This is a genomic window from Sphingomonas aestuarii (assembly GCF_054457155.1).
The window spans coordinates 180,842-206,225 of the sequence record NZ_JBTKVV010000002.1 but is presented as its reverse complement, the minus strand read 5'-3'; the positions used below and the strand labels follow the sequence as shown (position 1 = coordinate 206,225).

Here is a 25,384-nt window from a genome sequence, read left to right as displayed (position 1 = left end):
GCCAGTCATGCAACTTACGCAATCGCTTGATCCGATGCGGGACAGGCGTGCATCATGCCGCCACCGAATCGGGGGGCATGTTTTGGGGGCTGCCGACTGGATCGTGGACGCGGTTGCGTTCACCGCGCGCGAAGCGCTGCTGTTCGCGGCCATCGGCTTTCTGGTCGGCGGGGCCGACGATCTGCTTGTCGATCTGCTGTGGCTGCGCGAAAAATTGCGCGGTCGCCTGCGTCCGGCGGACGCGACACAGCTTTGCCCCAAGGGGCCGCCACTTGCGATCTTCATCGCCGCCTGGGACGAATCGCCGGTGATCGGCGCGATGCTCGACCATTTGACGGCAACGCTGCGCGAAGATGCGCTGCGCGTCTTCGTCGGCACTTACCCCAATGATCCGGCGACGATCGCCGCGGTTGCGGAGGTTGCGGAACGCGATGCGCGCGTCCGGCTGGTCGTGCTGCCGCATCCGGGACCGACGACCAAGGCCGATTGCCTGAACACGCTGTGGCGCGCGCTGCTCCGCGACGAGGCGGCGACGGGGCGTCGTTTCGGCGGGATCGTGCTGCACGACGCGGAGGATGTGGTTCATCCGCTGGAATTGAGGGTGCTGGGCGCGATGCTCGATCATCGTCAGGCCGCGCAATTGCCGGTGCTGCCGATGCCGGTTCCCGGCTCGCCCCTGATCAGCGGCCATTATTGCGATGAATTCATCGAATCGCACGGGCGCCAGATGCCGGTGCGCGACGCGATCGGCGCGGCGCTTCCGCTGGCAGGCGTCGGCTGCGCGATCCGTCGCGACCTGATCGGCGCCATTGCGGACCGAAGGGATGGCATTCCGTTCGATGCGTCCAGCCTGACCGAGGATTATGAACTGGGGCTGGCGATCGCGCGCGAAGGCGGTCGCGGCGGCTTTGCCCGCGCGGTCGATGCCAACGGCAATCCGGTGGCGGTGCGCGCCTATTTCCCCGCCACCATCGACGCCGCGGTCCGACAGAAATCGCGCTGGATGACCGGCATTGCGCTGGCCGGATGGGATCGCACCGGCTGGGGCGGGCGCGCCTCGCTGGTCGAATGGTGGATGCGGATGCGCGATCGGCGCGCGATCCTGTCGGTCATGACGCTCGCCTGCGCCTATCTGGGGCTGGCGGCGGGGGGCATAGTGTTCGTGCTGACCGGCGATTTCACCGGCGCAAAGGGCGACATGCTGTCCTGGCTGCTGATCGTCACCGCGTTTCTGCTGGTGTGGCGGATCGCGTCGCGCATCGGTTGGGTGGCATCCGGCTATGGCTGGCGTGCGGCCGGGCTGGCGGTGCCGCGACTGGTGGTCGGCAACATCATCGCGATGCTCGCCGCGCGGCGGGCACTGGGGCAATATTGGCAATTGCTGCGCGGCAATGCGCTGCGCTGGGACAAGACGGCGCACCATTTCCCGACTGCGGGCGAGATCGGTCGGTGATGCTGCAAGGCCGCCCTTTACGCTTTCTGGGGCTGGTGGTGGCGGGCTGGATCGGTTGGCGGGCGTTCGTGCTGTGGCCGGTGATCGAACGCACGACCTTGCTCGAACTGCCCGCCGCGATCGTCGATGCGCATCTGATCGGTACAGCCAAGGCAGCCGATGCCGGCGCCCCGGTTCCGAAGCCGGTCGCCGATCACTGGCGGCCGGCACCCGTGCTGCCCGTGGTCCAGCCCAGCGTACACAGCACGGATCGGCTGCGCTTCGCCTATGCAGGGCTGGCGCATTTTTCCGGCCGCTTCGTGGCCGACGATGTCGAACTGGGGCGGCTGGGCGATATGGCGGCGACGCAGATCGCGCCCGTCCCGCCGCTTTCGCTTCGCGAGCGTAGCGACCGCTTGCAGGCCAGCGCCTGGTTGATGACGCGCGGCGGTTTTGCGCCCGGCATGCGTCAGCTGGGCGGAAGCCAGGCCGGCATCGTCGTGCGCCACGCGCTGACCGAACGGATCGGCGCCTATGGCCGCGCGACGGCCCCGCTCGCTGGCCGAGGAGGCGAAGTTGCGCTGGGATTCGACATGCGGCCCGGCGATGCGCCGGTGCGGCTCATTGCCGAGCATCGCTTCGGGATCGACGGGACCGAAGGCGGACCGGCGCTGGGTGCGGTCGCCGGAATCGGCCCGCAACCTGCCATCGCCAACCGCTCCGATCTGGCCGTCAATGTCGAGGCTTATGGTCAGGCCGGCGTGATCTGGCGGGCGCGTGCCGAGCCTTATGGCGACGGCTTCGTTCGCGTCTCGCAAAAGCTCGTCGATACCGGTGGCGCCGATTTCGACGTCGGGCTGGGGGCATGGGCGGCGGCGCAGCGCGATGCGCAGCGTGTCGACATCGGCCCATCGATCGGCGTGCGGATGCCCGTCGGCGATCGCCATTTCCGCGCGTCGATCGACTGGCGAGAACGCGTCGCGGGCGAAGTCCGCCCCGGATCGGGGATCGCACTGACGCTGGCGGCGGATTTCTGACCGCAAAGCGCGCGCCCGCCCTTTTTCGTTTCGTCGCGACGCGGTAGGGCGGTAGCCGATCATGGACCTCTACCTTCCCATCGCCAATCTGTCGGTCAACGCGCTGGTCATCATCGCGCTGGGCGGCGCGGTGGGGTTGCTGTCGGGCATGTTCGGGGTCGGCGGCGGATTTCTGACCACGCCGCTGCTGATTTTCTACGGCATTCCACCCACCGTCGCCGCCGCTTCCGCCGCCAGCCAGGTGACGGGGGCCAGCGTGTCGGGCGTCTATGCCCATTTGCGGCGTGGCGGCGTCGACATGAAGATGGGCGGCGTACTGGTCGCAGGCGGCGTCGTCGGATCGCTGTTCGGCGCGATCATCTTTCGCGCGCTTCAGGCGTCCGGCCAGATCGATGTCGTCATCGCCCTGCTCTATGTCGTGCTGCTGGGGTCGATCGGCGGGCTGATGCTGCGCGAGGCGATCGCCAGCGTCTCGGCCAGCCGCAGCGGCACGGTGCGCAAGAGCAGCGGCCGCCGCCATCACCGCATCATCGCAGCGCTGCCGCTGCGCTGGCGCTTCTATGGGTCGGGGCTGTATATTTCGCCGTTCGCGCCGTTCATCCTCGGCATCCTGACCGGCATTCTGACGATGCTGCTGGGGGTCGGCGGCGGATTTTTCCTGGTGCCGGCGATGCTGTTCATCCTCGGCATGGGCACGCAGGTCGTGGTCGGCACGTCGCTGTTCCAGATCCTTTTCGTCAGCGCCGCGGCGACGATGGTCCATTCGCTGACCACCAAGGCGGTCGACATCGTCCTTGCCGTCCTGCTTCTCCTCGGTTCGGTCGCGGGCGCACAGATCGGCGCGCGGCTGGCGCAGAAAGCGAAGCCCGAATATCTGCGTTTGGCGCTTGCCATCATGGTGCTGGCGGTGGCGATCCGCATGGCAATGGGCCTGGGCTGGCGACCCGACGAAATCTATTCGGTGCAATTGATGTGAGGCGGCTGCGCGCCCTCGCCGCCCTGACGCTGGCGCCGCTGCTGATCGGTGCGGCGAGCCCGGTGCTCGTCCCCGACGTGTCGCAGCGCGAGATCGAGATCGCCTATTCCTTCACCGGTGCCGAATTGCTGCTGTTCGGCGCAATATTGTATCCGCAGGGCCGCGTGCCCCAGGGCGGTCGTCCTGCCGACATCGTCGTGGTCGTCAAAGGCCCGACCGAATCGATCCTGCTGCGCGAAAAGCAGCGACTGGCCGGCATATGGGTCAACGCCGACAGCAACCGCTATCGCTCCGCCCCCAGCTTCTACGCCATCGCATCGTCGCGCCCGATCGAAGAGATCATCGACGAACGCGGACGCGCGATCTTCGAACTCGGGCTCGACAGCCTGCAATTGTCGCCGGCATCGGGCGCGCCGTCCGCCGACGAAGCGCGCTTCGCCGCCGGGCTCGTCGACCTCAGACGGCGCGCCGGTCTCTATTACGAGGATCCCGACGCGGTCGAGATTACCGACGACGTGCTTTACCGGGCGCGCCTGATCATCCCGGCGCGTGTACCGGTCGGCAAATTCACTGCCGAAACCTTCCTGATCCAGGACGGTCGCGTGCTGTCGGCGGCGGTGCGCGATATCGACATCCGCAAATCGGGGTTCGAGCGGTTCGTCGCGGCGGCGGCGGAAAACGCCTCGCTGGCTTACGGCCTGGTCGCGGTGTTGCTGTCGCTTGCCTTCGGTTGGGGAGCGGGCGCGATTTGGCGGCGTTTCTAAGTCGTTAGCGCCGTCCTTACCCGATCTTTACGTCTGCGCGCGCATGGTCGACCGTCCGAAGGGTGAGTGGGGCCTGCGTATGAACGAAATGTTGGGCAATCGCCCCTTTACCGACGCAGCCGCGGCTGAGACCGGCGTCAGCCCCAAGGGATTCGTGCCGCAGCCGATCGGCAGCGTGTTCGAAATCACCGGATCGACCAGCCGCGTGCTGCTCGATGCCGAAACCCTGACCGAATTGTCCAACCACGCCGATCCCGCGCTTGCCAATACCGGAACCGTGGGCAGCCAGGTCAAGATGCGCGTCGGCAATGTCTGGCTGATCGCCAGCGTGCGGTCGCTGCGCATCGCCGACAACTCGCCCTATCATATCGCCGCCCAGATCGACTTTCTGGGCGAAGGCGACGAGGAAAAGCTGACCGGCAAACTCTACCATTTCCGGCGCGGCGTCACGCGCTATCCTGTGCCCGGCACGCCGGTCTATCCGGTGTCGAGCGCCGATCTGAAACAGATCTATGCCGCCGACAACCGCGCGCATGTCGAAATCGGCATGGTGCATCCCACCCGCGACATCCGCGCCGCGCTGTATGTCGATGCGCTGCTGGGCAAGCATTTCGCGCTTCTGGGATCGACCGGCACGGGTAAATCGACGGCGGCGGCGCTGATCCTTCACCGCATCTGCGACCTCGCGCCGCAGGGCCATATCGTGATGATCGATCCGCACGGCGAATATTCGGCGGCGTTTCGCGGCAATGGCGCGATCTACGATTCGTCCAACCTGGCGATGCCCTATTGGCTCATGAACTTCGAGGAACATTGCGAAGTGTTCCTGACCACGCATGGCGACGAGCGCCAGATCGATGCCGACATCCTCGCCAAATGCCTGCTTGCCGCGCGCTCCAAGAACAGGCTGGCGGGCGAAATGGGCAAGCTGACGGTCGATTCGCCGATCCCCTATCTGCTCAGCGATCTGTCGAACCTGATCCAGCTCGAAATGGGCAAGCTCGACCGCGCGGGCGAGACCGCGCCCTATCTGCGGATCAAGACCAAGATCGACGAGATCAAGGCCGATCCGCGCTATGCCTTCATGTTTTCAGGCATGCTGGTCGCCGACACGATGGCCGATTTCCTGAGCCGGGTGTTCCGCCTGCCGTCGCAGGGCAAGCCGATCTCGATCATCGACGTGTCGGGCGTGCCCAACGAAATCACGTCGGTCGTCGTCGCGGTGCTCAGCCGGATGGTGTTCGACTATGCGATCTGGGCGCGTGGCGAAGCGCAGCGCCCGATCCTGCTGGTTTGCGAGGAAGCGCATCGCTACGTCCCCAACGAACGCAATGCCGACAACAGCTCGGTCGGCCGCATCCTCAGCCGCATCGCCAAGGAAGGCCGCAAATACGGTGTATCGCTGGGCCTCATCACCCAGCGCCCGTCCGACCTGGCCGAAGGCGTGCTGTCGCAATGCGGCACGATCATTTCGATGCGCCTGAACAACGATCGCGACCAGGCCTATGTGCGCGCAGCGATGCCAGAGGGGGCGCGCGGTTTCCTCGATTCGATCCCGGCGCTGCGCAACCGCGAATGCATCGTCTGCGGCGAAGGCGTCGCGACGCCGATGCGCGTGGTCTTCGACGATCTGGAAGCCTCGCGCCGCCCGGCATCGGGCGATCCGATGTTCAGCGAATTGTGGCGCGATACCGGCGGCGAGGAGGAAATGCTTCAGCGCACCATCCGGCGGTGGCGCTTGCAGGGACGGTAAGCGAACCGCGAACGCCTCTCCAACATCCCCGTCATCCCAGCAGTAGCTGGGGTCTCATGCCGGATTTCAATACCACCTGCGATCCCAGCTTTCGCTGGGATGACGCTTTGGACGTTGCTGGAAACTCGAAATGCGGAGCTTATTCCGCGGCGCCGTCGTCCGATTTCGCCACCGCAGTAGCACCCGCAACCGGCGTGCCGAGCAGGTTCGACACCACCCCGCGGAAACGGTTCAACTCCGCGCCCGTCAGGCGATCGGTGTTCGACAGGCTGACCGAGCGCGGATTGACCGCCTGACCGTTCTTCCACAGTTCGTAATGGAGGTGCGGGCCGGTCGACATGCCGGTCGAACCGACCGTGCCGATTACCTGGCCGCGCGTGACGCGGGTGCCCGAGCGGACCGAAATCCGGTGCATATGGCCATAGGCGGTCTGGTACCCCCCCGAATGGCTGATGCGGACATAATTGCCGTAACCGCCATTGCGCCCCGCGAACTGCACCACCCCATCGGTGGCGGCGCGGATCGGGGTGCCGGTGGGGGCGGCGATGTCCATCCCCTTGTGCAGACGGCGGAAGCCGAGCACCGGATGCGTGCGATAACCGTAGCTGGACGACAGACGCCCCTGCGTCGGCATCAACATGCCCTCGGTGCGCTCGCCGATGCCCTTGGGATCGTACCACATGGTGCGGCCCTGGCGTTCCCAACGGACGAGCTGCACCTCGCGGGGACCCTGGTCGAGCCCGGCATAGAGCAATTTGCCCAGCTGTTCCTCGCCGGTCGCGGCGCGCTGGCGCTCGACGATCAGGTCGAACTGGTCGTTCGCGCCGATCCGCGACATCGGAACCTTGGTGGCGATCGATTTGATGAAGGCCTCGACCGCTTTCGCCGGCGCGCCAGCCGCACGCGCGGTGCGGTAGAGGCTGGAGCCGACCCGCCCGCGAATGCGCAGCGGCGTGTGATCGACGGCGATCGGGATTTCAGTGAGCGCCAATGCGCCGTCGACCCGGTTCACCGCCACCGCCAGATCGAACCGCGCCCTAAATTCGAGCTTTTCGAGTGGACGCGCTTCCAGCTTCGACAAGCGGCGACCCAGCGTCACATCGACGCGCGTGCCCGCCTGGATATCGGTCGGATCGATCGCGCCTGCGACCAGATCGGCAACCCGCGCGGCATCGCCCGAGCCGACACCAGCGCGTTCGAGCGCGCTGGCAAAGCGGCTGCCTGCGCCGACCACGGCAGTGAGTTCGAGGATCGGGCGCTCCGGCGTGTCGGCCAGCGGGCGCACCAGCGCCGATGCTTCGCCGCGCATCCCCGTCGTCGCGCCATAGGCAAGCGCCGAAATCGACTGGCTGCGCGCATCTTCCCATTCGGTGCCGCTGAGCGGTGGGGTGACCGCACCGTGGATCGGACGTTCGAAACCGGGCGACAGCAGCAGGGTTACGGTAATCAGCCCCGCGCAGGTCGCAAGCCCGCGAAACCATTCGCGGCTGCCGATGCGCGAGCCCAGATCGGGGGTCAGGTCGAAATCGGGAAACCGGTCCTGGATGCGCTCGATCAGCGTCAGCGGCCTGGGCGGCGGTGCGGGCGCACGACCGAAGGAGCGCGCGCTGGTGCCCCCTGCCAGTTCCAACCCGATATCGCTGCGCAAGAACACGGCGCTCGCCCCCGAAAACCGCCGAAAAACTCCACCCCCGGCCGATCCAAACCCTGTGAAGCACAAATGCTAAAGTCAAATTAACTCCGGCAGATGGCGGCGATGGATGCGGCGAATGGTGGCGAGGGAGGGGCGAGTTGTGAGCATCTTCGGAACCACGGGTTTCGACAGCCCTCCCTCTTGCGCCGCCCGGCGCCACTCGCGATGTTGGGGACAAATGAACGGCCCCCACCGCCATCCGGTCACCGCCGTGCTTGGCCCCACCAACACCGGCAAGACGCACCTGGCCGTCGAGCGCATGACCGCGCATTCGAGCGGGATGATCGGCTTTCCGCTGCGGCTGCTCGCCCGCGAAGTCTATGACCGCGTCGTTGCGATGAAGGGACCGAAGGAAGTCGCGCTTCTGACCGGGGAAGAGCGCATCGTCCCGCCGGGTGCTCGCTGGTTCCTCTGCACGGCGGAGAGCATGCCGACCGACAAAGACCTGTCCTTTGTCGCCATCGACGAAGCGCAGTTGGGCGCGGATCCCGAACGCGGCCATGTGTTCACCGACCGTCTGCTCCACGCGCGCGGGCGCGACGAGACGATGATATTGGGGTCGAGCGCGCTCAAGCCGATGATCCGCGCGCTGCTTCCCGATGCCCAGGTCGAAAGCCGCCCGCGCTTCTCCACGCTCAGCTATGCCGGTGCGAAGAAGCTGTCGCGGCTGCCCAAGCGATCGGTGATCGTCGCGTTCAGCGCCGAAGAAGTCTATGCCGTGGCAGAGGCGATCCGCCGGATGCGCGGCGGCGCGGCGGTGGTGATGGGCGCACTGTCCCCGCGCACTCGCAACGCCCAGGTCGCGATGTTTCAGGCGGGCGAGGTCGATTATCTGGTCGCCACCGACGCGATCGGGATGGGGCTGAACATGGATGTGGCGCACGTCGCTTTCGCGGGCCTCAACAAGTTCGACGGACGCCGCCAGCGGCGCCTGACCGTCGCCGAAATGGCGCAGATCGCGGGGCGCGCGGGTCGGCACCAGCGCGACGGCACCTTCGGCGCGCTGACCGAGGATGGCCCCAACGCATTTACGCCCGAAGAGATCATGGCCATCGAGGGGCATCATATTCCGCGCCTCGATTTCCTCTATTGGCGCGAAGGATCGCCCGATTTCGCCTCCGTCGATGCGCTGATCGCCAGCCTCGAAAAGCGCCCGCACGGCGTCGAACTGCGCGCCGCGCCCGAGGCGACCGATCTCGCCGTGCTCAAACGACTGGAGGGCGAACCCTGGGTCCGCGACCGCTGCCGCCATCCGGCGATGGTCCGGCGGCTATGGGCGGCGTGCGGCCTGCCCGATTTCCGCAAGTCGGGCAGCGAGATGCACAGCCGGTTGATCGCGCGCATCTTCGGGCATCTGAGCGAAGGCGCGGGCGTCATCCCACAGGACTGGTTCGCCGCCGAACTCGCGCGGCTCGATCAGGTGCAGGGCGATGTCGAGACGATCGCGGGCCGCATCGCGGGGGTCCGCATCTGGGCCTATATCGCGCACCGCGCCGACTGGCTGGCCGATCCCCAACATTGGGCAGGCCGCACCCGCGATGTCGAGGCGCGGCTGTCCGACGCGCTCCACGACCGGCTGACCCAGCGCTTCGTCGACCGGCGCACGACGATGTTGCTGCGCCAGATCGGCGCCGATCCCGACTTGTTGCCGGTCGAGATTGTGGCGGACGGCGCGGTCGAGGTCGAAGGCCATGCGATCGGCCGGATCGAGGGGTTCCGCTTCGTCGTCGCCCCCGACGCACGGCTGGCGGACAAGAAGATGCTGCTCGCCGCGGCGGAAAAGCGGCTGCACAAGGAATTCGCCCACCGCGCCGGGCTGGTCGCGGATGCGAAGGACGACGCGTTCGGCGTGATCGCGAAGGACGGCGTGCCGGTGATGGTCTGGCAGGGATCGGTCATCGCGATTCTGAAACCCGGCGGTTCGCTCGCCCGTCCGCGCATCGTACCCGATGCAAGCGTTGCCGCGCTGACGCCGGTATCGCGCGACAAGGTTGTCGCGCGGATCGAGGCCTGGCTCGCGAGCGCCAATCGAAAGCGCGCGCCGTGGCTGGCAAAGCTGGAGGCGATTTCGCTCGACCCGGATGCGCCGCCGCCGCTGCGCGCGGTTGCCGCAGCGCTGGCCGATGCAGGCGGAATGACCCCGCGCGAGCCGCTTGCCGACGCAGTCGCCGCGCTCGACCCCGCGTCGCGCAGACGGCTGCGGCAGGCGGGCGTTACCATCGGCTCGCTCGACCTGTTCGCGCCCGCCTTGCTCAAACCCGGTCCGCTCGAATGGCGATCGGTGCTGCTTGCCGCGCGGGGAAGCGCGCTGCCGGTCCTGCCGCCACCGGGGGCGACGATCCTGGCACGCGGGCATCATGCAGCCCCCGCAGGCTTTCGTGCGATCGGCACGCAACTCGTCCGCATCGACCTGATCGAACGGATCGCGCGCGCGGCGCACGACGCGCGCAAGGGCCGCACGCCCTTCGCGCCCGACCCTGCGCTCGCCACCTCGATCGGGCTGAGCGAGGACAGCCAGGCGCGGCTGATGGTGCTGCTCGGCTTTCGCACGGCAAAGCCGCATGACGGCGCACGGCGCTGGGCGTGGAACGGACGCCCGGTCGCGCCAAAGCGCGCTGCACCGCCGCCTCGCCCCGGCAACGCCTTTGCCGCGCTTGCCGAACTGAAGGCCGCGCATGGCAAGTGACGCCGCGCCTAGGGGGGCTGGCGACACGATGCGGATCGACCGCTTCCTCTGGTTTGCGCGGCTCGCCAAGACGCGCAGCATGGCGCAAACCATCGCGAACAAGGGCACGCTGCGCATCGACGGACGCCGCATTGACCGCGCCCATGCGACCGTGCGCGTCGGATCGGTGCTGGCCTGGCCCTGGAATGGCGCGGTGCGGATCGTGCGTGTCGAGGCGCTTCCCCAGCGCCGTGGCCCTGCGAGCGAAGCCGCGACGCTTTACACCGCGATAGAAAGCCCCGCCCCCAACCCCGTTGACGCGGACGGGCGCGCGCAATAGCAGGATCGTTCGACGCCCAAGGAGCCCGACCGACCATGACCTATGTCGTCACCGACGCCTGCATCCGCTGCAAATATATGGACTGCGTCGAAGTCTGCCCGGTCGATTGCTTCTACGAAGGCGAAAACATGCTGGTCATCAATCCCAGCGAGTGCATCGATTGCGGCGTGTGCGAGCCCGAATGCCCGGCAGAGGCAATCCTGCCCGACACCGAAAACGGCCTCGAAAAATGGCTCGAGCTGAACAACACCTTCTCGGCGCAATGGCCCAACGTCACGTCGAACAGCGGCCAGACGCCTGCCGACGCCGACGAACACAAGGGCGAAGAGGGCAAGTTCGAGAAATATTTCTCGCCCGAACCCGGCGCCGGCGACTGACCGGTTCGGACCCGCAACGGTCCAGCTTACTGGCGGGACTTATCCCCGTTATCCACAGCCTGTCGCGCCCGCGTCATATATGACGCCGGGCTGGTAATTTTGTTACGAATCTGCTAAACAATGCTCAGCAAGCGCTTGGACAGGTCGCCCCGGCGCTATTCGGAGACGTACGAATTCACCACCGCCGGTTCGGCCGCGGGGTCGCTCGCCATTTTGGCCGCCCCTTTTCTCCCGGATTGGCGTTTACCCATGAAAGGTAGGTATCCCGCATGGCTTCCACAGCCCTGTCCTTCGACGTCGGCGATTATGTCGTCTATCCCAAACACGGCGTCGGTCGCGTAATCGAACTGCAAAAGTCCGAAATCGCCGGCATGCAGCTCGAACTCTATGTGCTGCGTTTCGAAAAGGAGCGCATGACGCTCCGCGTGCCCACAAACAAGGCCGAAAGCGTCGGCATGCGCAAGCTGTCGAGCGACAAGACGCTCCGCGAGGCGCTCGACACGCTCAAGGGCAAGCCCAAGGTCAAGCGGACCATGTGGTCGCGTCGCGCCCAGGAATATGAAGCGAAGATCAATTCGGGCGACCTGGTGTCGATCGCCGAAGTGGTCCGCGACCTGTTCCGCGCCGACGACCAGCCCGAGCAGAGCTATTCCGAGCGGCAAATCTTCGAAGCGGCCGCCAGCCGCCTCGCGCGCGAACTCGCCGCGATGGAACAGGTGGACGAGCCGACCGCGCTCGAAAAGCTGCTCGAAATCCTGCGCGCGGCAGCCGCGATCCACAACAAGGACAAGGTGCCCGCGTAACCGCGCGACACTTTTCCCATACCGAACCGAAGGAGGCGGGCCTGACAAGGGCTCGCCTCTTTTCGTTTGACCGCTTCCCACGTGTGTTATATCAATAACACACAAAGGAGATGTCCCATGCGCAGCCTGTTGATCGCCCTCACCGCCCTGCCGCTGATGGCGTGCAACGGAGACGCCACGATCGGCGAGAAATCGGGAACCGTGGTCGAAGCGCAGGGCAGCGGCGATGCCCGAAGCTATGCCGTGCGCGATTTCACCAGGGTCGAACTGCGCGGATCGGACGATGTCGAGGTTTCGACCGGCGGCGATTTCTCCGTCCGGGCCGAGGGCGATGCCGAGATCCTGGACAGAATCGAAATCCGCCTCGACGGCGACCGGCTGATCGTCGGGCGCAAGGACCGCGCCGGCTGGAACTGGGGCGGCGGCGATGGCGATGTTCGCATCCTGGTGTCGATGCCGACGATCCGCAGCGGCCTGCTGGCGGGATCGGGCGACCTGACGATCAACCGCGCAACCGGCGATTTCGACGGCAACCTTGCCGGATCGGGCGACATGACCATCGGCATCTTGCAGGGCGGGCGCGGCGACTTTTCGCTCGCCGGATCGGGCACGATCGCCGCCAGCGGCCAGATCGACCGGTTCGAACTGTCGATCGCCGGATCGGGCAATTTCGACGCGCCGGGACTGACCGCCAGCCATGCCGATATCAACATTGCGGGATCGGGCGACGTTCGCGCGCTGGTCAATGGCGATGCGTCGATCGCGATCATGGGGTCGGGCGATGTCGACCTCGGCCCGCAGGCCAGATGCAGAGTCAACAAGCTGGGGTCGGGCGACGTTCGCTGCGGCAGCACAGGCTGAAGCCTTGCCTGATGGGAGAATGAATGCGAGCGTCGCGGCATGATCCCGCTGACGCTCGCCCTCATCGCGCTTTCGCTCCCGACGTCCGCGCAATCGCGTGACCGCACGGTGATGCTCACCAGTTTCGACCGGGTGCGCGTCGAGGGTCCGTTCGACGTGACGCTGACGACGGGCAAGGGGGCGGGCGGCGTGCTGTCGGGCGACACGCGCGCGATCGACGGCGTCAACATCCGGGTCGAGGGACGCACCCTGGTCGTCAGCGCTAGCGCGAATGGCTGGGGCGGCTATCCCGGCGATGCAAAGGGGCAGGTCAGCGTCAGGGTGACCACGCCGATGCTGCGCGCCGCCACGGTCGCGGGCGGTGGCCAGTTGCGGATCGACCATCTTCGCGCCCAGGCGGTCGATCTGTCGGTGGCAGGCGCAGGCGCGCTGTCGGTCGCGCGGATCGAAACCGATCAGTTGAACGCAACGATGAACGGGACGGGCGCGTTGACGGTGGGCGGCACGGCGGGTCGCGCGCGCTTCCTCAACTCCGGCACCGGCTCGATCGATGCGGGCACGCTGGTCGCACGCGACCTGACCGTGATGTCGCAGGGCATGGGCAGCGGCGCGTTCAACGCGCGTTACACCGCCGACATATCGGCGATGGGGCTGGGCAGCATCAGCGTGTCGGGATCGCCCAAATGCACCGTCCGCGGTCCCGGCCCGGTGGCGTGCGCCAATCGCTAGGCCGCGATCGGAAAACGCAGCAGCCGGTCGCTGAGCGGGACCAGCGCCTCGGCGCGCTTGCCGACCGCACGCACGATCTCCGGATGATCGGCATCGAGCCCCCCGGTCAGCGCGCCGAATGCGGGCAGAATCAGCTTGGTCGACGTCGCCACGAAACATCGCCGCGCGACGTTGCGCCCGCGCATGTTGACGCGCAATTTGGGATGGAAATGTCCCGATAATTCGGGCCGTACCTCTCCGGCCAGCGCTTCGTGGCGAAGCACCAACCCATCGACCGCTGCCTCATCGACGACTTCGCCGCCGAAGCAATCGATAAAGAACGGGTCGTGATTGCCGACGATCCAGTGCCAGTCCACCCGCGCGGTCAACGCCCGCAGCGCGGCTTGCGCGTCGGCGGGAAGGCGCTCGCACCCGGCGGCGTCGTGGAAACTGTCGCCCAGGCACCAAAGCTCGCGCGCATCGGTCCGATCGATCGCCTCGTCCACGGCAGCGAGCGTCGCGATCGAATCATAGGGGGGCAGCATCTGTCCGCGCGCCGCAAACCAGCTTCCTTTTTCGAGGTGCAGGTCGGCGACCAGCAACGCGCGGCGCTCCGGCCAGTAAAGCGCGCCATTTGCCAGCGCCCGAAACGCGACACTACCGAACGAAAGGGGAACCATAACACCGCCATGCCGTGCGCGCCGACCGAATGCAATCGTCGGCTTCACATCATCCGCAGACCGACCCCTTCGCTGCGCAATTCGAAACGGATGTCGCGGTTGGCGAAATCGATGTCGACGCGGCGGAACATGCGGAACGCGTCCATCCCCAGCAGCATCGCGGGCGCATCGTCCAGGCCCAGCGTGCGAAACGGCTCCAGATCGCCGAACGCCATCGGCGCGTTGGTCATCTGCATGCCGCCCAGCCGGAACCGATCGACCTGATGATATTCGGCCATCACCTGTTGCCCGGTGACGCTTGTGATCGGGATGCTGCCCAATGGCGTGCCGCGTGCCCCGATCAGTCGCCGCATCGCCATGTTGCCGATGCTCATGCCCGAACCGGTGTCGATCACCACGCGGATGCGCTTGCCGCGATAATCGGCGTCGGTAACGATCAACTGGCCCAGCCGCGACGCTGCGCGCACGACGATCTCGTTCGGACTGCTTCGCTCCATCGACGCGCGTGCGGATCGGCGCGACGGACGAACCTGCATCGTGCGGCGATCGACATCGATCGAAACCTTGTGCCCCTCGAGCAGATCGACCCCCAACAGCCCTGAAGCACCCAGATGGCGATACGACAAGGCGGGCGCCATCACCTGCTTCGGATCGCGCTTCCGCCCGAATCGCAGCGCCGGGATGGCGACCGTTGCAACCTGGCTACGCCCGCTGAGCGATACCAGATTGATGCGCGGCCCCGCCCCCAGCGCCAGCCGATCGGCCAGTTCCCGCGAAATGACCGTGCGTTCGGCGCCGGTATCGATCACGAAGCGGTAACCGTCATTGTCGCCGATCATCACCGGCACCGCCATCCGCTGGTCGTGCGGCGACAGTTCGAGCGTTTCCAGCAAATCGGGGTCGATTTCGGGCGCGGCGGCCAAAGCCGTGACCGCTTGCGGATCGACAACATGCTGTGCCTGCGCCGGATCAAGAGGTTGGGCGCCGATCAGGCTCGTGCAGGCCAGCAGGGCGACCCACCGCAACATGCTACCACGATATCCCAATCCATGCTGCGCAGCAATTGCGTTCGGCAGGCGCGCTCTAATCCTCGCGCATCGCGTCCGCCGCCAGCGCTTCGGCCTCGATCAGCAGCGCCTCGTCGGTCGATCCCTGCGCCACGCTTTCGCGGCCGATCAATACCAGCACGGGGACGGCAAGCGGGCTGATGCGGTCGAGATCGACGTGCAGCATCGTGTCCCCCGCGCGGTCGAGCAGGTCCGCCAGTCGCCCGACATCGGTCATTCGCGCACGCGCATCCTCCCACGCGGCACGCAGCAACAGGTGATCGGGTTCGTATTTGCGCAGCACGTCGTAGATCAGGTCGGTGGAAAAGGTGACCTGGCGCCCGGTCTTGCGCTTGCCGGGAATCTGGCGTTCGACCAGCCCGCCGATGACCGCGACTTCGCGGAACGCGCGTTTGAGCAGTGCCGATTGCTGCACCCAGTCGACGAATTCGTTTTCGAGGATATCGGGCGAAAACAGCGACGCCGGATCGGTGATCGGCTCCAGCCCGTAGCAGGCCAGCGCATAATCGTTGGCGACGAAGCCGATCGGTTTCAGCCCCTGCGCCTCCATCCGCCGGGTGACGAGCATCCCCAGCGACTGATGCGCGTTCCAGCCTTCGAAGCTGTACGCGACCATATGGTGCCTCCCGTCACGCGGGAACGTCTCCACCAGCAACTGCCCCGGCTTGGGCAAGACCGAGCGGCGGTCCTGCACCTCCAGCCATTCGCGCACATCGCTCGGAAAGCGCTGCCACTGCTCGCGGTCGTGAAGAAATCCCCGCACCCGGTTGGCGAGGTTGGTGGTGAGCGCCAGCCGCGCCCCGACATAGGTGGGGATGCGCGCCGGGCGGCTGCTCGCGCGCACGATCACATCGCTCGTCTCGATCCGTTCGACCTCCAGGCTGATCCCGGAGAAGAAGAACGTATCGCCGGGGGAGAGCGAAGCGGCGAAATATTCCTCGATCTGGCCCAGCCGCCGCCCGTTCCTGAACCGCACGTCGAGCGCGGGTGCATCGACGATGATCCCGGCATTCAGCCGGTGCTGCGCGACGAATCTGGGGTGGCTGATCCGCCAGACGCCATCGACGCCCTTGGTCAGCCGCTTGAACCGGTCATAGGCACGCAAGGAGTATCCGCCATCGGAAACGAAGCCGAGCACCTGGGCGAACATCTTGGGCGTGACGGTTGCGTAGGGTCTGGCGTTGCGGATTTCCGCCAGCATCTCCCGCTCGTCGAACGGCGCAGCGCAGGCGCAGGCGACGAGATGCTGGGCCAGCACGTCCAAGGCGCCGGGGCGGAAGTGATCGGCGTCGAGTTCGCCCGCCTGCACCGCGTCGAGCGCGGCACGCGCCTCCAGATATTCGAAGCGATTGCCGGGGACGACCACCGCTTCGGACGGCTCGTCGAGCCGGTGATTGGCCCTGCCGATGCGCTGGATCAGCCGCGACGATCCCTTGGGCGCGCCCATCTGGATCACGCAATCGACATTGCCCCAGTCGAGGCCGAGGTCGAGGCTGGCGGTCGCGACCAGCGCGCGCAGCCGACCGTCCGCCATCGCCGCCTCGACCTTGCGGCGCGCTTCCTTGTCGAGGCTGCCGTGATGAATGCCGATTGGCAGCTTCAACTCGTTGACCTTCCACAGGTCCTGAAAGATCAGCTCGGCGAGCCCGCGCGTGTTGCAGAAGATGATTGTCGTCTCATGCGTCTCGATCTCCGCCATCACCTGCGGCGCGGCGTAGCGACCGGAATGGCCCGACCAGGGCACGCGCCCCTCGGGGAGCAGGATGGCGATGTCGGGTTCGGCGCCGGGATCGCCCATCACCTTCGCCACGCCCGTCGGATCGCCGTCGCGTGACAGCCAGGCGCGGTAGAGGTCGGGCTCGGCCACCGTCGCCGACAGTCCGACGCGGCGCATCGCGGGCGCGATTTTCTGCAATCGCGCCATCGACAGGCTGAGCAGATCGCCGCGCTTGCCGCTGGCAAAGGCATGAACCTCGTCGATGACGAGGGTGCGCAGGCCTGCGAACATCGTGAAGCTGTCGGGATAGCTGAGCAGCAGGCTCAACGATTCGGGCGTGGTCAGCAGGATCTGCGGTGGTTTGGCCCGCTGCCGGGCCTTGCGATCGGACGGCGTGTCGCCGCTGCGCGTCTCGACCCGAAGGTCGAGGCCCATCTCCTCGATCGGGCCGATCAGGTTGCGCTGCACATCGACCGCCAGTGCTTTGAGCGGCGACACATAGAGCGTGTGCAGCCCCTCGGTCGGCGCTTCGACCAGTTCGGCCAGGCTGGGCAGGAACCCGGCGAGCGTCTTGCCCGATCCGGTGGGCGCGACGAGCAGCGCGTCGCGTCCTGCGCGTGCCGCCGCCAGCATTTCGCGCTGGTGCCGCCGCACGGTCCAGTTACGATCCGCGAACCAGTTCGTCAGGATTTGGGGGAGCGAGTCGGCGGGCACAGGCTCGGCTATGTCAAAAGCGAACGCCATACGCACCGATTTCGGTTAAACGTCTCGTCTCACCCGTCATTGCGAGCGTAGCGAAGCAATCCAGCATCTCGTCCGGCGCTACGCTACACTCGCACTGGCGATGTCCTACCGCATCATCCCGTCGTCTCGCGCCTGTTCGTCGTACATGCGGTGCGTCGCTTCTTCGGTCGCGGCCTCTTCTTCCGGGGTGCCGCGATTGTGGCTCATCGCCCAGCCGATCGCGACGATGAAGGCGATTCCCGCAACGATCGTCAGCGCCACCCAGATTGTGCTGCCCATCGATCTTCTCCCGACGCGGGCGACGCGGACCGACGGTCGCGGGGATACGACTCATGCCGACGGGCACATCGGTCCTTCGCCAGCGGGGCGAAGTATCGCACAGTCCGGCGTGTATCCCGAGCGTTATTGCGCGGGGCGGTCGCTGTTGCGTTCGGGATGCATGCCATCGTCCTTCGCCTGTTCGTCATACATCCGCCTGGTCGCGGCTTCGGTACGAGCGTCATCCGCACGGCTGGTGCGATTGTGGCGGATCGCCCAGATGATCGCGATGGCAAGCAAGATGGGACCGAGGATCGTCAGAACGCCCCATAAATTGGTGTCGGCCATGATTGGGCTCCTTTCCTGTATCCCACCAACGAAGCCCGCGCCGCTTCGATCCGCTGGCGCGTTCACGAAACCGTCCCCATATCAACGCGATGCCCGCTGCCCGTCCCCGCCCGGCCAAGCCACGATCGCCCGACCGGCTGGGGCACTGGGTCGATCCGCATCCGCAGGGGATCTACCTCCCCGCCGCCGATGCCTGGGTCGACCCGTCGGTCCCGGTGCCGCGCGCACTCATCACCCACGGCCATGCCGATCATGCGCGTGGCGGGCATGGCGAGGTATGGGCGACGCCGGAGACGCTGGCGATCATGGGCGTGCGGTACGGCGACCAGAACGGCCACCCGGTCGCTTATGGAGAGACGTTGCGGCTGGGCGAAATCGATGTCGGGTTCGTGCCCGCCGGCCATGTCCTGGGTTCGGCGCAGATCGTGCTCGACCATGCGGGCGAACGCGTCGTCGTATCAGGCGATTACAAGCGCCGCCCCGATCCCACCTGCGCGCGGTTCGAAGTGGTGCCGTGCGATATCTTCGTGACCGAGGCGACGTTCGGCCTGCCCGTGTTCCGCCATCCCGAAACGCAGGACGAAATGGACAAATTGCTCGCCGCATTGCGCGCCGAGCCGGAACGCTGCGTCGTCGTCGGTGCCTATGCACTGGGCAAGGCGCAGCGGGTCATCCGCGAGCTGCGCGACATGGGGTTCGACGATCCGATCTACATTCACGGCGCGCTCCAGCGCTTGTGCGACCTCTATGTCGAGCACGGCGTCGATCTGGGCGAATTGCGCCCGGCGACCGGGGTGGCGAAGGGCGAACTGGCGGGACGGATCGTCATGGCGCCGCCCTCCGCGCTCAACGATCGCTGGTCCCGGCGGCTGCCCGATCCGATCACCGCGATGGCGAGCGGATGGATGCGGGTGCGCCAGCGCGCGCGGCAACGGAATGTGGAGCTGCCGATCATCCTGTCGGACCATGCCGATTGGGACGAATTGACGACGACGCTGAAAGAGGTCGCACCCACGGAAGTGTGGGTCACGCACGGGCGGGAGGATGCGCTGGTCCACTGGTGCCAGCTTCACCAGATCAAGGCACGCGCGCTCGATCTGGTCGGGTTCGAGGATGAGGACGACTGACGGCGGTTGACAGCGCGACCCGCGAGCCTGAACCTTTGCCAACCATCGCTTCGGGGGTCGTCCATGCTGCTTACATCGCTCGCTCTAATTCTTGCCCCCGTGCAGGCTGCCCCTGCGCCCGATCCCGCGATGAAAGCCCGGATCGAGAATGTGCTGAAACGCGCGCCGGTGATCGACGGGCATAACGACCTGCCCTGGGCGCTGCGCCAGCATTATGGATCGGACCCCACCGCGATTGACCTGACGGCGGATACGTCGCGGCTCGAAAAGCCGCTCCAGACCGATCTGGCGCGGATGCGCAGCGGCGGTGTCGGCGGGCAATTCTGGTCGGTCTATGTGCCCGCATCGATGAAGGGCGCGGACGCCGTCACCGCGACGCTGGAACAGATCGACATCGTCCGCCGCATGGTCGCCGCCCATCCCGACCGGCTGCAATTCGCGCGCACCGCCGCCGAGGTTCGCGCGGCGATGAAGGCCGGGCGGATCGCATCGATGCTGGGGGTCGAGGGCGGACACCAGATCGACGGCAGCCTGGGCGTGCTGCGCGAATATGCGGCAATGGGTGTCGGGTACATGACCCTCACCCACTCGGCGAGCATCGGCTGGGTCGATTCGAGCGGGGATGCGGGCAATGCAGGCGGTATGACCGATTTCGGTCGCGCCGTCATTGCGGAAATGAACCGGCTGAACATGCTGGTCGATGTCAGCCATGTGTCCGACGCGGCGATGCGCGCGGCGATCGCGGCGAGCAAGGCGCCGGTGATCGCATCGCATTCCAACGCGCGCGCCGTCACCGATCACCCGCGCAACATTCCCGACGATCTGTTGAGGGCAATCGCAGCCAATGGCGGCGTGGTGATGGTTGCGGTCTATCCTGCCTTCCTGTCCGCCGACTGGCGCGCGTGGAGCAATGCGCGCGACGCCGAGCGCACGCGGCAGGGCGGTGCGAATGCCGACCTGTCCGCATGGGACCGCGCGAATCCCGAACCGCCGGTGACGGTGAAACAGGTCGCCGATCACGTCGCGCACATCGCGCGCGTCGCGGGCCACGATCATGTCGGGCTGGGCGGCGATTATGACGGGATCAGCGGCACCTCGCCGCAGGGCATGGAGGGCGTCGATTCGATGCCCGTGTTGCTGGCAGAGCTGGCCCGGCGTGGCTGGACCGACGAGCAGCTTGCCAAGCTGACCGGCGGCAACATTCTGCGCGTGATGGAGCGCTCGGAGGCAGTGGCCAAGTCGATGGCCGGTCAGGCGCCGTCGTTGGCAAAGCCCTAAAGTCTCCCCGTCACCCCGGACGTGTTCCGGGGTCCACCAAGCCGCTTGCGCACCGCTGGAATCGCTATCCCCGCAACACGTCCGGGGCGACGGAGTGGAAATGGCGACCACTCTTGCGGCCCAACCGGCCACGCTCTAGCGTCACCCCCAATCAATCCCGCCGCCCCCTTCGCGGGCAGGCGAACCCTTATCGAGAGGACCACCCCATGCGCGCACGCCATCTGCTTCCCTTCATCCTGCTCGCAGGCTGCGCAACCGTGCCGATGGCCGAGACTGCGCCGACCCCGCCCGCCGCGCCTGCGACCGCCAATGCGACAGCAGAAGACGCGCGGCTGACCGCGTTTCTCGATGCTGCCTATGACGCGCAGATCGCGCTCAGCCCGGAGGCGCAGACCTTTCAGGGCCAGAAGACCAATTACGACCGGCTCGACGATTATACCGAAGCCGCGCAAAAGCAGCGGCTCGATCTGGCCGAGCGCACGCTGGCCGAGATGAAGGCGCAATTTTCCCCCGAACGCCTCAGCGAAAGCGGTCGGCTGAGCTATATGCTCTACGAACAAACGGTCGAACGGGCGCGGCGCGGCTGGGAATTCCGCAAGTTCGGCTGGCCGGTATCGACCAATGGCAGCCCGGCGGGATCGATCCCCGTTTTCCTCATCAACAATCACCGGGTCGATACGGTCTCGGATGCGGAAGCCTATATTGCCCGCATCCGCGAGACCGAGCGCGTCATGCGCGAGGTTGCCGCCAACATGCGCGAACAGGCGAGCCTCGGCATCGTGCCGCCGAAAATGGTGTTCGCACCCGCTCGCTCGGACGCGAAGAAGGTCATCACCGGCGCGCCGTTCACGAGCGGCGATGATTCGACCCTGCTCGCCGATTTCCGCAAGAAGGTCACCGCGCTCGACGCGCCGCAGGCGACCAAGGACAAGCTGATCGCCGACGCCAGCGCCGCGCTGACGGCTGAATTCAAGCGCGGGTTCGACACGCTGTTCGCGGTGCTAGATGAAATCGAACCCAAGTCGAAGGGCAATCAGGGCGTCTGGAACTTGCCCGGCGGCGACGCCTATTACGCCAACCAGCTTCAGAATTTCACCACCACCGACATGACCGCCGACCAGATTCATCAGGTCGGGCTGCAACAGGTGGCGTCGATCCGTCAGGAAATGGAGGCAATCAAGACTCGCGTCGGTTTCCAGGGGACGCTGGCGCAGTTCTTCGACGAAATCCGCACCAATCCGAAATTCAAATATCCCAATACCGAAGCCGGTCGCGAAGCCTATCTGACCGATGTTCGCGCGGTGGTCGCCGACATGATGGCAGCGGCTCCGCGCTTCTTCCATGTCCTGCCCAAGGCCGAGCTTGAAGTCCGCGCGGTCGAGGAATGGCGTCAGGGCACCGCGCCGGTCGCCTTCTACAACCGCCCCGCCCCCGACGGATCGCGTCCCGGCATCTATTACACCAACCTCGCCGACATGAATCAGGTGCAGAAGGTCCAATTGGAGGGGATCGCGGTCCACGAAGCCGCCCCCGGCCATCATTTCCAGATTGCGCGCGCGCAGGAACTGACCGGTATTCCGAAGTTCCGCGCGCGTGGCGGCAACAGCGCCTATACCGAAGGCTGGGGCCTCTACACCGAGCGGCTGGCCAAGGAGATGGGCGCGTATAGCGATCCCTATTCCGAATTCGGGATGCTCTCGCTCCAGATCTGGCGCGCGATCCGGCTGGTCACCGACACCGGCATCCATTCGAAGCGCTGGACCCGCGAGCAGGCGATCCAGTATTTCCGTGACAATTCATCGCTGTCGCAGCTCGACATCGAGCGCGAGGTCGATCGCTACATCAACTGGCCGGGCCAGGCGACCAGCTACATGATCGGTCAGTTGAAGATCGCCGAACTGCGCGCGCGCGCCGAACAGCAATTGGGGTCGCGCTTCGACATCCGCGATTTCCACGAAGTCGTGCTGTCGAACGGCGCGCTGCCGCTCGATGTGCTGGAGGGGCAGGTGGATCGGTATATTGCGGAGAAGCGCGCATGACCCTTGCCATGCTACCCGCCATGATGCTGGCGATGCCGACCCCGCTCGCGATCGATCAGACGCGCAAAATGTATACCGAAGACCTAAGTCGCTGTCTGGTCGAGCAGAGCAGCGACGCCGACAAGGCGATGGTCGTAAGGTGGGTTTTCGCGTCGGTCGCAAACAGCCCCGAAGTCCGCGAAGTCAGCCGCGTGACCGATGCCGACCGGGAAACGCTGCACCGGTCGATGGCGCGGCTGTTCGACCGGCTGTTGACCCGAGATTGCCGGACGAAAGCGGTCACCGCGATCCGCAACGAAGGCGGCTCGGCGATAGCGACCAGTTTCGGCGTGCTAGGCGAGGTCGCGATGCAGAGCCTGATCAACCAGCCTGCGGTCAATTCAGAATTCGAAAAGGCGGGCCTCTATATGGATCAGGCTGCGCTGGAGGCCTTAGGCAAGGAAGCCGGGGTGGCATTGGGCAAAGAGTAAAGCGCCCCGCTCGCCTTGGCAGGTTGCGGTGTTCACCCGTCCCCAACCCGCTCGATATCCGCGCCCACGGCTTGCAGCTTCTCCTCCAGCCGCTCGTAACCGCGATCGAGGTGGTAGACTCGACCCACCTGGGTTTCGCCCTTTGCCACCAGACCCGCCAGGATCAGGCTCATCGACGCACGCAGGTCGGTCGCCATCACCGGTGCACCGACCAGTCCGCTGACCCCGCGCACCACCGCCGAGCGTCCGCTGACGGTGATGTCGGCACCCATGCGCGCGAGTTCGGGGACGTGCATGTAACGGTTCTCGAAAATCGTCTCGGTCAGCACGCTGGCGCCGTTCGCCATGCACAGCATCGCCATAAATTGCGCCTGCATGTCGGTGGCGAAACCCGGATAGGGCGAAGTCGACAGGTTGATGCCGCGCATCCCGCCCGAACCTTCGACGAACAGCGAATCCGTGCGCTCCTCGACCGTCACGCCCGCGTCGCGCAGCGCGTCGATCGTCGCGCGCATCTCTGCGGCGTTGGCGCCGACCAGTTCGAGCGCGCCGCCGGTAATCGCCGCCGCGCAGGCATAGCTCCCCGCCTCGATCCGGTCGGACATCACCCGATAGGTTGCACCGTGGAGACGCTCGCGCCCCTCGATCTCGATCGTCTCGCTGCCGATGCCCGAAATCGACGCGCCCATCGCCACCAGCAGATTGCACAGATCGACGATTTCGGGTTCGCGCGCGGCGTTTTCGATCACGCTGCCGCCCTTCGCCGTGACCGCCGCCATCAGCGCGTTTTCGGTCGCGCCGACCGACACGATCGGGAAGGACACTCGCCCGCCGGGCAGGCGTCCGCCCGGCGCCGTCGCCTTGACGTAACCCGCCGCCAGTTCGATTTCGGCACCCAGTCCTTCGAGCGCCTTAAGGTGAAGGTCGATCGGGCGGTTCCCGATCGCACAGCCGCCGGGAAGCGACACCGTTGCCTCGCCCGCGCGACCGAGCAGCGGACCCAGCACCAGGATCGACGCGCGCATCTTTCGCACGATGTCATAGGGCGCGATGCTGGACGTCAGCCGCTGCGCGCGCATCGTCATCACCCGGCCGAAATCCTCCGGCCGCGCGCCTTCGACCATCGTCGAGACGCCGAGCTGGTTGAGCAGATGCCCGAACCCGTCGACGTCCGCCAGCCGGGGCAGATTGCGCAGCGTCAGCGGCTCGTCGGTGAGCAGCGCGCACGGCATCAGGGTGAGCGCGGAGTTCTTGGCGCCCGAAATGGCGATACGACCCGAAAGGCGGTTTCCACCGCGAATGAGGATTCTGTCCATTGCGCAGCTTCTATCGTTTGCGCGGACGTGCGCAAGGGCGGCAAAGCGTGTAGGGTATCGCGCTGAACTTGATCGACTTTAATGCATCGAACTCGTTACGCTGCTGTTGCGAATGAAATCGGGTGGGGGAAGTCGCGTGGGATCGTCGAGTTGTTTTGCAGAGATACTGGGCTCGCTCGTCGATCTGACCGACAGCGAGCATGCGGCGCTTCATCATCTGGAGGAGCGGCAACGCGTTCTACGGCGGGGTGCGACGTTGCAGCGCGAGAACGAATCGGCAGACGAGCTGTTCATCCTGCGCAAAGGCGTGATGATGAGTTCGGTGCTGCTCGACGATGGCAGTCGTCAGATCCTGCGCTTCCTGTTTCCTGGCGACATGATCGGCACCGCATCGCTCGTCTATCGCGACGCGCCGGAAACGCTGACCGCTTTGAGCGAGGCAACCGTTTGCCCGTTTGAGAAAAATGCGTTTTCGACATTGACCGCCGCGCATCCGCGCCTCGCCGGGCTGATCTATGTCGTCAGCCAGATCGAACGCGTGGCGCTCACCGACCGGCTTGCGTCGCTGGGGCGCACATCGGCCAAGGCACGAGTCGGCGCGCTGCTGCTCGAATTGCGCAATCGCCAGCGCACCACCGACAAATCGATCGTCGATGAATTCACGCTGGGGCTGACCCAGGAGGAAATCGGCGACGCGACAGGCCTGACCGCGGTTCACGTCAACCGAATGCTCCGCCAGTTGGAGGATGACGGCATGATCGCGCGCACCGGCGGCAAGGTGAAGCTGCTCGACGATGCGGCGCTGGCGCAGGCGTCGAATTATGTCGATCGGTTCGAGGGGCTGGATCTGAGCTGGCTGCCCGCCGCGCGGTGATTTCCGATCCTCACGGACCAGCTTAACCCGCTGCCTTCTTGCCCGTTCGTTTTGAGC

23 protein-coding genes are annotated in these 25,384 nt (G+C 66.1%); 16 read left to right on the top strand and 7 right to left on the bottom strand.

What is annotated here, in order from left to right; all coding sequences use genetic code 11:
- Positions 1–82 precede the first annotated feature (82 nt).
- From ACX0GZ_RS04215 to ACX0GZ_RS04195, 5 genes are all read left to right on the top strand, one after another.
- The gene (locus ACX0GZ_RS04215) at positions 83–1,453 is read left to right on the top strand and encodes a glycosyl transferase family protein (protein ID WP_458813695.1); all 1,371 of its coding nucleotides are present in this window, start codon (positions 83–85) and stop codon (positions 1,451–1,453) included.
- Positions 1,453–2,469, top strand: coding sequence for a hypothetical protein (locus ACX0GZ_RS04210; RefSeq protein ID WP_458813693.1), 1,017 nt, complete (start codon positions 1,453–1,455; stop codon positions 2,467–2,469). Before ACX0GZ_RS04215 ends, ACX0GZ_RS04210 begins: the two co-directional genes overlap by 1 nt.
- Before the next feature lie 61 nt (positions 2,470–2,530).
- Positions 2,531–3,445 carry a sulfite exporter TauE/SafE family protein gene (locus ACX0GZ_RS04205; RefSeq protein WP_458813691.1) on the top strand — a complete coding sequence of 305 codons (915 nt, stop codon included), beginning with the start codon at positions 2,531–2,533 and terminating at the stop codon, positions 3,443–3,445.
- Complete coding sequence (locus ACX0GZ_RS04200; protein ID WP_458813689.1) at positions 3,442–4,209, top strand: TIGR02186 family protein; 768 nt, start codon at positions 3,442–3,444, stop codon at positions 4,207–4,209. Before ACX0GZ_RS04205 ends, ACX0GZ_RS04200 begins: the two co-directional genes overlap by 4 nt.
- Positions 4,210–4,288: 79 nt before the next feature.
- The gene (locus ACX0GZ_RS04195; protein WP_458813687.1) at positions 4,289–5,962 is read left to right on the top strand and encodes an ATP-binding protein; all 1,674 of its coding nucleotides are present in this window, start codon (positions 4,289–4,291) and stop codon (positions 5,960–5,962) included.
- A gap of 139 nt (positions 5,963–6,101) precedes the next feature.
- Here the strand turns inward: ACX0GZ_RS04195 and ACX0GZ_RS04190 are convergent, their stop codons facing one another.
- Positions 6,102–7,616, bottom strand: a complete 1,515-nt coding sequence (locus ACX0GZ_RS04190) for a peptidoglycan DD-metalloendopeptidase family protein (protein ID WP_458813685.1) — start codon at positions 7,614–7,616, stop codon at positions 6,102–6,104.
- Positions 7,617–7,833: 217 nt separating this feature from the next.
- Here ACX0GZ_RS04190 and ACX0GZ_RS04185 point away from each other — a divergent pair, with 217 nt between their 5' ends.
- From ACX0GZ_RS04185 to ACX0GZ_RS04160, 6 genes are all read left to right on the top strand, one after another.
- Positions 7,834–10,341: a helicase-related protein gene (locus tag ACX0GZ_RS04185; RefSeq protein ID WP_458813683.1), complete on the top strand. Its 2,508-nt coding sequence runs from the start codon at positions 7,834–7,836 to the stop codon at positions 10,339–10,341.
- Positions 10,331–10,660, top strand: a complete 330-nt coding sequence (locus tag ACX0GZ_RS04180) for an RNA-binding S4 domain-containing protein (RefSeq protein WP_458813681.1) — start codon at positions 10,331–10,333, stop codon at positions 10,658–10,660. The genes ACX0GZ_RS04185 and ACX0GZ_RS04180 overlap by 11 nt, the downstream gene beginning before the upstream one ends.
- Before the next feature lie 35 nt (positions 10,661–10,695).
- The gene (gene fdxA, locus ACX0GZ_RS04175; RefSeq protein ID WP_458813679.1) at positions 10,696–11,037 is read left to right on the top strand and encodes a ferredoxin FdxA; all 342 of its coding nucleotides are present in this window, start codon (positions 10,696–10,698) and stop codon (positions 11,035–11,037) included.
- Between the two features lie 269 nt (positions 11,038–11,306).
- A complete protein-coding gene (locus tag ACX0GZ_RS04170; RefSeq protein ID WP_458813677.1) occupies positions 11,307–11,840 on the top strand; it encodes a CarD family transcriptional regulator in 534 nt (177 codons plus the stop codon).
- Between the two features lie 117 nt (positions 11,841–11,957).
- Positions 11,958–12,701 carry a head GIN domain-containing protein gene (locus tag ACX0GZ_RS04165; RefSeq protein WP_458813675.1) on the top strand — a complete coding sequence of 248 codons (744 nt, stop codon included), beginning with the start codon at positions 11,958–11,960 and terminating at the stop codon, positions 12,699–12,701.
- 39 nt (positions 12,702–12,740) lie between these two features.
- Positions 12,741–13,430, top strand: coding sequence for a head GIN domain-containing protein (locus ACX0GZ_RS04160; RefSeq protein WP_458813673.1), 690 nt, complete (start codon positions 12,741–12,743; stop codon positions 13,428–13,430).
- On the opposite strand, the gene pdeM is transcribed toward ACX0GZ_RS04160, so the two are convergent.
- The 5 genes from pdeM to ACX0GZ_RS04135 form a co-directional block, all read right to left on the bottom strand.
- Positions 13,427–14,089, bottom strand: coding sequence for a ligase-associated DNA damage response endonuclease PdeM (gene pdeM / locus ACX0GZ_RS04155; protein WP_458813671.1), 663 nt, complete (start codon positions 14,087–14,089; stop codon positions 13,427–13,429). The genes ACX0GZ_RS04160 and pdeM overlap by 4 nt on opposite strands.
- Positions 14,090–14,133: 44 nt before the next feature.
- Positions 14,134–15,117, bottom strand: coding sequence for a retroviral-like aspartic protease family protein (locus ACX0GZ_RS04150; RefSeq protein WP_458813669.1), 984 nt, complete (start codon positions 15,115–15,117; stop codon positions 14,134–14,136).
- Between the two features lie 55 nt (positions 15,118–15,172).
- Positions 15,173–17,617: a ligase-associated DNA damage response DEXH box helicase gene (locus tag ACX0GZ_RS04145; RefSeq protein ID WP_458813667.1), complete on the bottom strand. Its 2,445-nt coding sequence runs from the start codon at positions 17,615–17,617 to the stop codon at positions 15,173–15,175.
- 105 nt (positions 17,618–17,722) lie between these two features.
- Complete coding sequence (locus ACX0GZ_RS04140) at positions 17,723–17,896, bottom strand: hypothetical protein (protein ID WP_458813665.1); 174 nt, start codon at positions 17,894–17,896, stop codon at positions 17,723–17,725.
- 123 nt (positions 17,897–18,019) lie between these two features.
- Complete coding sequence (locus ACX0GZ_RS04135; protein ID WP_458813663.1) at positions 18,020–18,223, bottom strand: hypothetical protein; 204 nt, start codon at positions 18,221–18,223, stop codon at positions 18,020–18,022.
- Between the two features lie 89 nt (positions 18,224–18,312).
- Here ACX0GZ_RS04135 and ACX0GZ_RS04130 point away from each other — a divergent pair, with 89 nt between their 5' ends.
- From ACX0GZ_RS04130 to ACX0GZ_RS04115, 4 genes are all read left to right on the top strand, one after another.
- Positions 18,313–19,350, top strand: a complete 1,038-nt coding sequence (locus ACX0GZ_RS04130) for a ligase-associated DNA damage response exonuclease (protein WP_458813661.1) — start codon at positions 18,313–18,315, stop codon at positions 19,348–19,350.
- A 63-nt stretch (positions 19,351–19,413) separates the two neighbouring features.
- On the top strand, positions 19,414–20,628 hold the full coding sequence (locus tag ACX0GZ_RS04125; protein WP_458813659.1) for a dipeptidase: 1,215 nt from the start codon (positions 19,414–19,416) through the stop codon (positions 20,626–20,628).
- Between the two features lie 206 nt (positions 20,629–20,834).
- Entirely contained in the window at positions 20,835–22,667 is a 1,833-nt protein-coding gene (locus ACX0GZ_RS04120) for a DUF885 domain-containing protein (RefSeq protein WP_458813657.1), read from the top strand.
- Entirely contained in the window at positions 22,664–23,137 is a 474-nt protein-coding gene (locus ACX0GZ_RS04115) for a hypothetical protein (RefSeq protein WP_458813655.1), read from the top strand. Before ACX0GZ_RS04120 ends, ACX0GZ_RS04115 begins: the two co-directional genes overlap by 4 nt.
- Before the next feature lie 32 nt (positions 23,138–23,169).
- Here the strand turns inward: ACX0GZ_RS04115 and murA are convergent, their stop codons facing one another.
- Entirely contained in the window at positions 23,170–24,453 is a 1,284-nt protein-coding gene (gene murA / locus ACX0GZ_RS04110) for a UDP-N-acetylglucosamine 1-carboxyvinyltransferase (protein ID WP_458813653.1), read from the bottom strand.
- 136 nt (positions 24,454–24,589) lie between these two features.
- On the opposite strand from murA, the gene ACX0GZ_RS04105 reads away from it, so the two are divergent.
- Positions 24,590–25,327: a Crp/Fnr family transcriptional regulator gene (locus tag ACX0GZ_RS04105; protein WP_458813651.1), complete on the top strand. Its 738-nt coding sequence runs from the start codon at positions 24,590–24,592 to the stop codon at positions 25,325–25,327.
- Positions 25,328–25,384 lie beyond the last annotated feature (57 nt).